This window comes from Ramlibacter sp. GCM10027632, assembly GCF_042675325.1.
Taxonomy (GTDB): domain Bacteria; phylum Pseudomonadota; class Gammaproteobacteria; order Burkholderiales; family Burkholderiaceae_C; genus Ramlibacter.
On sequence record NZ_JBHTGW010000008.1, the window covers coordinates 207,466 to 217,438 of the forward strand.

The following is a 9,973-nucleotide window of genomic DNA, read 5'->3' on the forward strand; positions in this document are numbered from 1 at the left end:
ACGTGCACGCCGTACCAGCGGGCCTGAAGGCCTCGCTGGTCCGCCAGGCCCCGGCGCATGCCGGGGCCTTTTTCATGGGCGCGCCGACTCTCCGGCCCCCAGCGCAGCCAGCACCCGCCCCATGCCCGCCGGCCACGGGTGCAGGGCCTCGTCCTGCCAGAACAGGCAGACCTCGTAATGCGGCAGGCCCTCGGTGACCCGCACCGGGACCAGCCCCTGGCGATGGGGCGCGGGGACTAGGCCGGGGTGCGAGACCACCCCCAGCAGGTCGCTGGCGCTCACGATCTTCAGCAGCATCGCGTAGTCCGCGCACTGCACCGCGATGCGCGGGGGGCGCCAGCGTCGCACGCGGAAGGCCTCCTCCACCACGTTGCCCGGCGTGCCCGCCGAGCCGGCCACCGCCCACTCGGCGCGGGCGATCGCGCGCAGCGTGGTGGCCCGCGCCAGCGGGTTGCCCTCGCGGGCGTAGATGGTCGGGTGGCTGGTGTACATCACCTGGTGCCGCAGCCGCGGGTCCTGGAGGCCGCGCGGCCGCGGCGCGATCACCAGGTCGAGCTCGCCGCGCAGCAGCTGGGCCAGCATCCCGGGCGCAGGGCCGGTCGAGATGCTCAGGAGGGGCCGCGGCCGGGCCGCGTGCACGGCCTCGACCATGGTCGGCCCATAGACCAGGCCCGCAGCCGGCGCCAGCCCGACCCGAAGCACCTGGCGCCGGCGCCCGGCATCGCCTCGCTGCGCGGCGTGCACCGCCTCGACGGCCTGCGCCCGGGCTTCGTCCATCGGCACCGCGGCGCGCGCGAGTGACAGCGCCCGCACCGTCGGCCGGGCCTGCCGGCCACTGCGCACGAACAGCGGCTCGCCCACCTGGCGCGCCAGCGACGCCATCGCCTGCGACACAGCCGGCTGGGAGATGCCCGCCTGCCGCGCGGCCGCGGTGAAGCTGCCGGTGTCGACGACCAGGCGCAGGAGACTCAGTTGTCCCAAATTCATAAGTCTGGATTATGAGTTGGCGGTCGGCCGCCTTGTGGCCGCGGCGCGGTGCGCGAACAATCGCCGGATTCGCCACTACCGCTGCCCGCCCGCCCATGACCCTCCGCCGCCGTCACCTCCTTGGCGCTGCCTCGCTGCTGGCCGTGCCTGCCTCGACCTGGGCCCAGGACTACCCCTCGCGCCCCGTGCGCCTGCTGGTCGGGTTCGCACCGGGCGGCCCCACCGACCTCCTGGCGCGCGTCGTCGCCGTTGCCCTGGGCAAGGCCCTGGGCCAGAGCGTGGTGGTGGACAACCGCGCCGGGGCGGCCGGCGCCCTGGCGGCGCAGGCCACCGCCAAGGCCGACGCCGACGGCTACACCCTCCTGTTCGCGGGAGACGGCCAGCTGACCCTGCTGCCCCAGCTGCTGCCCGCCGCCGGCTACTCGACGCAGCGTGACCTCGCCGTCGTCCGCACCGTGGCGGGCCAGAGCAACGTGCTGCTGGCGCAGCGCTCGGCCGGCATCACCGACATGCCCTCGCTGCTGCGGGCGGTGCGCGCCCGCCCCGGCAAGGTGAGCTACGGCTCCGCCGGCAACGGCACGCCCTCGCACCTGGTGGGCGCCCTGTTCGAGACCGCCACCGGGACCGAGCTCCTGCACGTCCCGTACCGCGGCGCCGGCCCGGCGATGGGCGACTTCATCGGCGGCCGGCTGGACCTGATGTTCGTCGGCATGCCGGTGGCCTCTCAGCACGCGCAGGACCCGAAGTTCGTGCCGCTGGCCGTCACCGGCCGGCGCCGCTCGCCACGCCTGCCGCAGGTGCCGACGTTCGCGGAGCTGGGCATCGCCGGCCTGGGCGACGAGACCGACGTGTGGTGGGCGCTGGCCGCGCCCGCCGCGACCCCGGCCAGCGTGCGTGCCCGGCTCGACGCCGCACTGCGCGCCGCCATGGAGGACCCGCAGGTGCGCCAGGCCTTCGAGACGCAGGGCGTGGAACTGGTCGATCGCGATGCCGCCGCGACGCAGGCGCGCATCCGCGCCGACGAGGCGCGCTGGGCCGGCCTGCTCAAGGCCGGCAAGGTCCGTCCCGAGTGAGGGCCGGCCGCATGCGCGCCCCCAACTTCCTGGTCTTCCTCACCGACCAGCACCGTGCGGACCACCTCGGCTGCTACGGCAACCGCATCGTGCGCACGCCGCGCATCGACGCCCTGGCCGCGGCCGGCTCGCGCTTCGACCGCACCTACGTCGCCAACCCGGTGTGCATGCCCAATCGCGCGGCCATCCTCACCGGGCGCATGCCCTCGGTGAACGGGGCGCGCGGCAACGGCACGCCACTGCCGCTGGACGCGGTGACCTTCGCCGACGTGCTCTCGGAGTTCGGCTACCGCACCGCGCTGGTCGGCAAGGCCCACTTCCAGAACATGGAGGATGTCCCGCCGGCGCTGCCGCCCGCGCCGCCGTCGCAGTTGCGCGTGTCGGCGCGGCACCCCGAGGCCCGGCGCATCGACCTGGCCGACCCGGCTTACCGCCAGGAGCTGCGTTCGAGCTGGGATGACCCCGCGCACCGCCTGCGCCTGCCGTATTACGGGTTCCAGGACGTGGTCCTGTGCAACCACCATGCCGACGAGTGCTTCGGCGACTACCTGCGCTGGCTCGCCGCGGAGCACCCCGGGGTGGCGGGCCGCATCGGCCGCGCGCACGGCCGGCCCGACCCGCGCTTCGTCGCGCCGCAGGCCTGGCACACGCGCCTCGACGAATTCCAGTACCCCACGCACTACGTCGCCGAGCAGGCCATGGGCTGGCTGCAGCGGCACGCGCGCGACAGCGCCGACCAGCCCTTCGCGATGGTGTGCTCCTTCCCCGACCCGCACCATCCCTGGACACCGCCCGGGCGTTACTGGGACATGTACGACCCCGACACGATCGAGGTGCCCGGGACCGCGGTTTCGCCTGCGGCGTCGGCGCGGCATGTCGAGTGGCTGCGGCAGGAGCGCGCGAGCGGGCGGGCCCGGCTGGACTCGCCGCGCATGTTCGCGGCGAACGAGCGCGAGATCCGCGAGATCATCGCCCTGACCTACGGGATGATCACCAACATCGACGACCGCATCGGCCGGGTCCTCGACACGCTGCGCGATCTCGGCCTGGACCGGGACACGGTGGTGGTCTTCACCTCGGACCACGGCGACCTGATGGGGGACCACGGCATCATGCTCAAGGGGCCGCTCCACTACCAGGGGCTGGTGCGCGTCCCGTTCATCTGGAAGGAGCCGCAGGGCGGGGCGCCCGAGGTCCGTGCCGACCTCGCCAGCAGCATGGACCTGGGCCCGACGATCCTGCGCCGCGCGGGCATCGCGCCGCCCAATGGCGTGCAGGGTGTGGCGCTGTTCGACGAAGCGGGCAAGGCGCTGGCGTCGGGCCGCAGCGGGGTGTTGATCGAGGAGGCGCAGCAGCGCGCCTACGTGGGCTTCGAGACGCCGGTGCAGGTGCGCACACTGGTCACGCAGCGCCACCGCCTGAGCCTGTACCACGAGGGGGACTGGGGCGAGCTTTACGACCTCGTCGACGACCCGCTGGAGCAGCACAACCTCTGGGATGCGCCCGAGGCGCGCGCGCTGCGCCAGTCGCTGGTGGAGGAGCTGGCACGCACCCTGGTGCACCACGCCGACCGCTGCCCGCGCCCCACCAGCCTGGCCTGAGCGGCGCGGCGCTCCTTCCGCGCGCGGGTCCTGGGTCCTGCTGGCGCCGGCGCAGGACCGGCAGATCGCCTGGCTGAACCGGGAATGAAAAAGCCCGCGGCAAGCGGGCTCGTTCATCGGGGGCGCCGGTTCGTCGCGGGCGTGTGGCGGGTCACCCGGCCAGCAGCCGGAACGACTCCCGCGCGGCGGCGATCGTCATGGCGATGTCCTCGTCGCTGTGCGCCGAGCTCACGAAGCCGGCCTCGTACAGCGCCGGGGCGATGTACACGCCGCGATCGAGCAGGCCGTGGAACAGGGTGTTGAACTTCGCGCCGTCGCTGGTCATCACCGTCTTGTAGTCCTGCGGCAGCTGCGGCAGCAGGAAGAAGCCGAACATGCCGCCCTCGCAGTCGGCCGCGAACGGCACGCCCTCCGCGGCGGCGGCGGCCTTCAGGCCGTCGACCAGGCTGCGGGTGCGCGCGGCCAGGGCGTCGAAGTAGCCGGGCTTCGAGATCTCGGCCAGCGTGGCCAGGCCGCAGGCGGTGGCCACCGGGTTGCCCGAGAGCGTGCCGGCCTGGTAGACCGGGCCCAGCGGGGCGAGCTGCTCCATGATCGCGCGCGGGCCGCCGAAGGCCGCCAGCGGCATGCCGCCGCCGATCACCTTGCCCATGACGGTGAGGTCCGGCTTGAAGCCGGGGATCAGCTTCGCGTAGATGCCCTGCGCGCCGCCCAGGGCGACGCGAAAGCCCGTCATCACCTCGTCGAACACCAGCAGCGCGCCGTGCTGCGAGCACAGCTCGCGGCAGCGGGTCATGAAGGGCACGCTGGCGCGCACGAAGTTCATGTTGCCGGCGATCGGCTCGATCATCAGGCAGGCGATCTCCGCGCCGTACAGGGCGAAGGCCTCCTCGAGCTGGGCCAGGTTGTTGTACTCCAGCACGACGGTGTGCTGCGCCACTTCCTCCGGCACGCCGGCGCTGGTGGGGTTGCCGAAGGTGGCCAGGCCCGAGCCGGCCTTGACCAGCAGGGCATCGGCATGGCCGTGGTAGCAGCCCTCGAACTTGATGATGCGCTTGCGGCCGGTGGCGCCGCGCGCCAGGCGCAGCGCGCTCATGGCGGCCTCGGTGCCGGAGCTCACGAGGCGCACCATCTCGATCGAGGGCACGAGGTCGATGATGGCCTGCGCGAGGTCGACCTCGCGCTCGGTGGGCGCGCCGAAGGAGAAGCCGTCGAGCGCCGCCTTCTGCACCGCCTCGACCACCGCGGGGTGGCCGTGGCCCAGGATCATCGGGCCCCAGGAGCCGATGTAGTCGATGTAGCGGGTGCCGTTGGCATCCCAGAAATGCGCGCCCTGGGCGCGCTGCACGAAGCGCGGCGTGCCGCCGACGGCGCGGAAGGCGCGTACGGGCGAGTTCACGCCGCCGGGGATCAGCGCGCGGGCGCGGTCGAACAGTTGCTGGTTGCGGTCAGTGCTTGGTGTCATGGGCAGGCATGTCCAGGACCTGGAGGGCCTTGGCTTCTTCTTCGGTCAGGGGTTCGGGTTCGCCGACATCGGGCTGCGCCCAGAACAGGCGGTCGGGGATGACATTGCCCATGCCGGGGCGGAAGCCCGCGTCCAGCGCCTCGTCCAGGTAGCCCAGGGCCTCGGTGGTGGCGGCGGCCAGGTCGGTGCCGTTGGCCACCAGGGCCGCCAGCGCCGCGCACAGCGTCTCGCCGGCGCCGGAGAACACGGCCTCGAAGCGCTCGAAGCGCTGGCTGGCCAGCACCGCCTGCGGCGTGGCCAGCACGTTGTCGATGAACTGGTCGGGCAGCGGCACGCCGGTGACCAGCGTGTAGGGCACGCCGGCCTCGGCCGCGGCCTTGGCGATGTCGCGCGCGCCGGGGCTCTTGTCGCCGCTCCAGTCGGGCAGCAGCCAGCGCCACAGCGTGCTGTGGTTGCCCACCAGCACGGTGGTTTGCGGCAGCATGAGCTCGCGGAAGGCGTCGAGGTACAGGTCGATCTGGTTCTCGTCCCACCAGGAGAGGTTGGGCATGTAGGCGATCAGCGGCACGTCGGCGTAGTCGGCGGCGATCTCGGCGATGGTGCTGATGTTCTCGGGCGAGCCGACGAAGCCCACCTTCATCACCTGCACCGGCGCGTCCTCGAGGATGGCGCGGGCCTGCTCGGCGACCGCCTCCTCATCGAACGCGAAGTGGTCGAAGATCTCGGCGGTGTCGCGCGCGTAGGCGCCGGTGACCACCGGCAGCGCATGCGCGCCGACCGAGGCCATGGTGGCGACGTCCGCTGCCAGCCCGCCGGCGCCGCTGGGGTCGCTGGCGTTGAAGGTCATGACGCAGGGCGGGCCGGCGTCGATGCCGGCCTCGGGCTCGTCGGAGTCGGGAATATTGGGCGTGGTCATGGGCCTCGGAACATCAGGCGTGTGCCCAAATCGGGGGGTGCCAGCGGCGCGATAGATACAATCGTTGCATTCTATTGGAAGCCCCCGTAAGCTGTGACTGAAGAAAAAACCTGGATGTGTCTGATCTGCGGCTGGATCTACGACGAAGCTGCTGGCGCGCCTGACCATGGTATCGCCCCCGGGACCGCCTGGGCCGACGTTCCCATGAACTGGACCTGCCCCGAGTGCGGCGCCCGCAAAGAAGACTTCGAGATGGTGCAGATCTGACGCTGGGACGCCGCTGACCTGACCGGTCGACGCGCTCCCGCCCGGGTTGCCAACCAGGGAGCGGCGTCAATTGAGCGAGACAGACGATGAAGAGGGCCCACCAGCCCTCAAGGTGTTGGTCATCGATGACAGCAACACCATCCGCCGCAGCGCGGAAATCTTCCTGAAGCAGGGGGGCCACCAGGTCCTGCTGGCCGAGGACGGCTTCGATGCCCTGTCCAAGGTCAGCGACTGGCAGCCCGACCTGATCTTCTGCGACATCCTCATGCCGCGGCTGGACGGCTACCAGACCTGCGCCATCATCAAGCGCAACGCGCGCTTCTCCGCCACGCCCGTGGTCATGCTGTCCTCCAAGGACGGCGTGTTCGACAAGGCCCGCGGCCGCATGGTCGGCTCGCAGGACTACCTCACCAAGCCCTTCACCAAGGACCAGCTGCTGCAGACTGTGCTGCAGTTCGGCGCCGCCGTGCCGAAAGGACACTGATGCCCATCTCCACCGTCCTCGTCGTGGACGACTCCCGAACCGAGCTCATGCACCTGTCCGAGGTGCTCGCCAAGGCCGGCTACACCGTGCGTACCGCCGAGAACGCTGAGGAGGCGATGCGCCAGATCGAGCAGGCCCGGCCCGACCTGATCCTGATGGACGTGGTGATGCCCGGCCAGAACGGCTTCCAGCTCACCCGCACGATCACGCGTGACCCGCGCTTCGCGGGCCTGCCGGTCATCATCTGCTCCAGCAAGAACCAGGAGACCGACCGGGTCTGGGGCATGCGCCAGGGCGCGCGCGACTACATCACCAAGCCGGTCGACGCGCGCGAACTCGTCACCAAGATCCGGGCGCTGGGCTGAGCGGCGCGCCATGGCGAACCGCGAAGCCTTGCGCGAACTCCAGGGCCGGCTGGCCGACCGCCTCCAGGCCCCGCGCGGCGACCGCGCGCAGGCCGCCTGGCTGGCCGTGGAGGCCGGCGGCGCGCGCTACCTGCTGCCGCTGGCCCAGGCCGGCGAGATCAGCGCCTTCCAGGCGCCGCAGGCCGTGCCCTACACCCGCCCCTGGTTCCTCGGCGTGGCCAACCTGCGCGGCGGCCTGTGGGGCGTGGCCGACCTGGCCGCGTTCGTCGCGGGCGAGCCGCCGCGGGCCGAGCCCGCCGACCGTACGCAGGCCCGGCTGGTCGCCCTCGGCGCCGTCCTGGAGGTGAACTGCGCGCTGCGCATCGACCGCCTCGCCGGCCTGCGCGGCATCGACGCCTTCCGCGCCAGCGCCTCCCGCGCCGAGTCCGACCCGGCCTGGTTCGGCAGCCGCTACACCGACGCCCAGGGCCAGGCCTGGCAGGAGCTGAACCTGCAGGCCCTGGCGCGCGACCCGGCCTTCCTCGACATCGCCGAGGACCCCGCCCCCACCCCCGCCGCCACCCCCGACACCCGCACCTGAGAAGGCCGCCACCATGTCCGTCCTCGATCCCCTGATCGCCCTGCTCAAACGCAAGCCGCGCTTCGTGGCCTCGATGGGTGATGCCATGGCGCTGGAGACGCCCGGGCTCGCCGGCGTGGCGCGCACCGTGTTCGCCCCCGGCCCGATGGGCCCGGTCGCCGAGTCCGAGCTGGTGGCCCTGCCCCTGCTCGGGCGCCGCCCGGTCGCCCGCCACCAGCGCCTGCTGTACGTGCTGCTGGCCGCTTCGCTGCTGGTGCTGGCCACCGTCACCGTGCTGGCCACGCGCCAGGCCGACCGCCTCGCGCGCCAGGTCGCCGGCACCGGCCAGGCCCTGATGCAGTCGCAGCGGCTGGCCAAGTCGGTCTCGCAGGCCCTGGTGGGCAGCCCGCAGGCCTTCCCCGATGTCAAGGAAAGCGGCGACGTGCTGGCCCGCAACGTGCGCGGCCTGCTCGCCGGCGATGCCGGCCTGCAGCTGCAGCCCGTGTCCGGCGCGCTGCAGGCGGACGTCACCGGCGTGCTGCCCCTGGTGGAGCGCGCCGAGCGCGCCGCCGGCGTGGTGATGGGCCAGCAGAAGGTGCTGACGCAGGTCGGCGCGGCCCTGCACACCATCAACCGGCAGTCGTCCGACCTGCTCGAGGTGGCCGAGACCATCGCCGCCCTCAAGCTGCAGCAGGGCGCACCGGCGGCCGAGATCTCCGCCGCCGGCCAGCTGGTGATGCTCACGCAGCGCATCGGCAAGTCGGCCAACGAATTCCTCACCGCCGAGGGCGTCAGCCCCGAGGCCGTGTTCCTCCTGGGCAAGGACCTCAACACCTTCCGCGAGACCGCGCAGGGCCTGCTCGGCGGCAACCCCGAGATGCGCCTGGGCGCGGCGCGCGACCCGCAGGTGCGCGAGCGCCTCGAGGCGCTGCTGCGCCTGTACGACGAGACCCGCAACCAGGCCAGCGCCATCCTGGGCAACCTGCAGGGCCTGGTGGCCTCGCGCGAGGCGCACACCGTCATCCTCGCCGACAGCGAGCCGCTGCGCCGCGGCCTCGAGGCCCTGCAGGGCAAGCTGTCGGACCGCGCCGGCCTCGGCGCGGGCATGCTGCTGGCCCTGGTGCTGTCGGCGGCGGCCACCATCCTGAGCGCGCTGGGCTTGGCCTACGTGCAGCTGCAGGACAGCCGGCGCCGCCAGGTCGTCGCCGAGCAGCAGCGCCTGGAGGCCGAGCTGCAGGAGCAGGAAGCCAAGCGCATGAACGACGCCACGCAGGCGGCCATCCTGCGCCTCATGAACGAGCTGCAGTCGGTGGCCGAGGGTGACCTCACCCGGCAGGCCACCGTGACCGAGGACATCACCGGCGCCATCGCCGACTCGGTGAACTACACGGTCGAGGAGCTGCGCCAGCTGGTGGGCCATGTGCAGGACACCGCCAGCCGCGTCGGCCAGACCACCGGCCAGGTGGAGTCCACCTCCACCGAGCTGCTGGCGGCATCGACCGAGCAGCTGCGCGAGATCCGCGCCACCGGCCAGTCGGTGCTGGAGATGGCCGGCCGCATCCAGCAGGTCTCGGGCCAGGCCCAGGACTCGGCGCAGGTGGCGCGCCAGTCGCTGCAGGCCGCGGCCTCCGGCCTGCAGGCGGTGCAGGACGCCATCGGCGGCATGAACGTGATCCGCGACCAGATCCAGGAGACCTCCAAGCGCATCAAGCGCCTGGGCGAGTCCTCGCAGGAGATCGGCGAGATCACCGAGCTGATCTCCGACATCACCGACCAGACCAACGTGCTGGCGCTGAACGCCGCCATCCACGCCGCCGCCTCGGGCGAGGCGGGCCGCGGCTTCTCGGTGGTGGCCGAGGAGGTGCAGCGCCTGGCCGAGCGCTCGGCCGACGCCACGCGCCAGATCGCGGCGCTGGTCAAGGCCATCCAGACCGACACCCAGGATGCGGTGGCCGCCATGGAGCGCTCCACCCAGGGCGTGGTCGAGGGCGCGCGGCTGTCCGACAACGCGGGCGCCGCGCTGCAGCAGATCGACGACGTCTCGCGCCGCCTCGCCGAGCTGATCGAGCAGATCGCCGCCGCCGCCTCCCATGAGGCCGAATCCGCCAGCAGCGTGGCGGGCAGCATCCAGCACATCTTCGCGGTCACCGAGCAGACCGGCGAAGGCACGCGCTCCACCGCGCAGCAGGTGCGCGAGCTGGCGCGCATGGCCGAAGAGTTGCGCCAGTCGGTCGCCCGCTTCAAGATCGCCTGATGCCG

The 9,973-nt window shown here is 72.6% G+C and carries 10 protein-coding genes; 7 read left to right on the forward strand and 3 right to left on the reverse strand.

Translation table 11 applies throughout. From position 1 onward, the window contains the following. Positions 1-72 precede the first annotated feature (72 nt). Positions 73-987, reverse strand: a complete 915-nt coding sequence (locus ACFQZY_RS13805) for a LysR family transcriptional regulator (RefSeq protein ID WP_377416714.1) — start codon at positions 985-987, stop codon at positions 73-75. A gap of 95 nt (positions 988-1,082) precedes the next feature. Here ACFQZY_RS13805 and ACFQZY_RS13810 point away from each other — a divergent pair, with 95 nt between their 5' ends. Continuing rightward, positions 1,083-2,060, forward strand: coding sequence for a Bug family tripartite tricarboxylate transporter substrate binding protein (locus ACFQZY_RS13810; RefSeq protein ID WP_377416716.1), 978 nt, complete (start codon positions 1,083-1,085; stop codon positions 2,058-2,060). Positions 2,061-2,071: 11 nt separating this feature from the next. Beyond that, positions 2,072-3,661 (forward strand): sulfatase, encoded by a 1,590-nt coding sequence (locus tag ACFQZY_RS13815; RefSeq protein WP_377416718.1) that lies wholly within the window; start codon positions 2,072-2,074, stop codon positions 3,659-3,661. A gap of 151 nt (positions 3,662-3,812) precedes the next feature. On the opposite strand, the gene hemL is transcribed toward ACFQZY_RS13815, so the two are convergent. Further along, on the reverse strand, positions 3,813-5,123 hold the full coding sequence (hemL, locus tag ACFQZY_RS13820; RefSeq protein WP_377416720.1) for a glutamate-1-semialdehyde 2,1-aminomutase: 1,311 nt from the start codon (positions 5,121-5,123) through the stop codon (positions 3,813-3,815). Further along, positions 5,107-6,039, reverse strand: coding sequence for a hydroxymethylpyrimidine/phosphomethylpyrimidine kinase (locus ACFQZY_RS13825; protein WP_377416722.1), 933 nt, complete (start codon positions 6,037-6,039; stop codon positions 5,107-5,109). The genes hemL and ACFQZY_RS13825 overlap by 17 nt, the downstream gene beginning before the upstream one ends. A 114-nt stretch (positions 6,040-6,153) precedes the next feature. Here ACFQZY_RS13825 and ACFQZY_RS13830 point away from each other — a divergent pair, with 114 nt between their 5' ends. The 5 genes from ACFQZY_RS13830 to ACFQZY_RS13850 all read left to right on the forward strand — a co-directional run bounded on the left by ACFQZY_RS13830 (position 6,154) and on the right by ACFQZY_RS13850 (position 9,968). Then, complete coding sequence (locus tag ACFQZY_RS13830; protein WP_276606534.1) at positions 6,154-6,306, forward strand: rubredoxin; 153 nt, start codon at positions 6,154-6,156, stop codon at positions 6,304-6,306. A gap of 70 nt (positions 6,307-6,376) precedes the next feature. Then, positions 6,377-6,790: a PleD family two-component system response regulator gene (locus ACFQZY_RS13835; protein ID WP_377416724.1), complete on the forward strand. Its 414-nt coding sequence runs from the start codon at positions 6,377-6,379 to the stop codon at positions 6,788-6,790. Then, the gene (locus ACFQZY_RS13840) at positions 6,790-7,155 is read left to right on the forward strand and encodes a PleD family two-component system response regulator (protein ID WP_377416726.1); all 366 of its coding nucleotides are present in this window, start codon (positions 6,790-6,792) and stop codon (positions 7,153-7,155) included. Before ACFQZY_RS13835 ends, ACFQZY_RS13840 begins: the two co-directional genes overlap by 1 nt. A gap of 10 nt (positions 7,156-7,165) precedes the next feature. Continuing rightward, the gene (locus ACFQZY_RS13845) at positions 7,166-7,735 is read left to right on the forward strand and encodes a chemotaxis protein CheW (RefSeq protein ID WP_377416728.1); all 570 of its coding nucleotides are present in this window, start codon (positions 7,166-7,168) and stop codon (positions 7,733-7,735) included. A 13-nt stretch (positions 7,736-7,748) separates the two neighbouring features. Next, the gene (locus tag ACFQZY_RS13850) at positions 7,749-9,968 is read left to right on the forward strand and encodes a methyl-accepting chemotaxis protein (protein ID WP_377416730.1); all 2,220 of its coding nucleotides are present in this window, start codon (positions 7,749-7,751) and stop codon (positions 9,966-9,968) included. Positions 9,969-9,973 lie beyond the last annotated feature (5 nt).

Coding starts and splice junctions, on each gene's coding strand:
- ACFQZY_RS13825 (WP_377416722.1), bottom strand. CDS start 6,039: ATGACCACGCCCAATATTCCCGACTCCGACGAGCCCGAGGCCGGCATC.
- ACFQZY_RS13845 (WP_377416728.1), top strand. CDS start 7,166: ATGGCGAACCGCGAAGCCTTGCGCGAACTCCAGGGCCGGCTGGCCGAC.
- ACFQZY_RS13805 (WP_377416714.1), bottom strand. CDS start 987: ATGAATTTGGGACAACTGAGTCTCCTGCGCCTGGTCGTCGACACCGGC.
- ACFQZY_RS13850 (WP_377416730.1), top strand. CDS start 7,749: ATGTCCGTCCTCGATCCCCTGATCGCCCTGCTCAAACGCAAGCCGCGC.
- ACFQZY_RS13840 (WP_377416726.1), top strand. CDS start 6,790: ATGCCCATCTCCACCGTCCTCGTCGTGGACGACTCCCGAACCGAGCTC.
- ACFQZY_RS13810 (WP_377416716.1), top strand. CDS start 1,083: ATGACCCTCCGCCGCCGTCACCTCCTTGGCGCTGCCTCGCTGCTGGCC.
- ACFQZY_RS13815 (WP_377416718.1), top strand. CDS start 2,072: ATGCGCGCCCCCAACTTCCTGGTCTTCCTCACCGACCAGCACCGTGCG.
- ACFQZY_RS13830 (WP_276606534.1), top strand. CDS start 6,154: ATGTGTCTGATCTGCGGCTGGATCTACGACGAAGCTGCTGGCGCGCCT.
- hemL (WP_377416720.1), bottom strand. CDS start 5,123: ATGACACCAAGCACTGACCGCAACCAGCAACTGTTCGACCGCGCCCGC.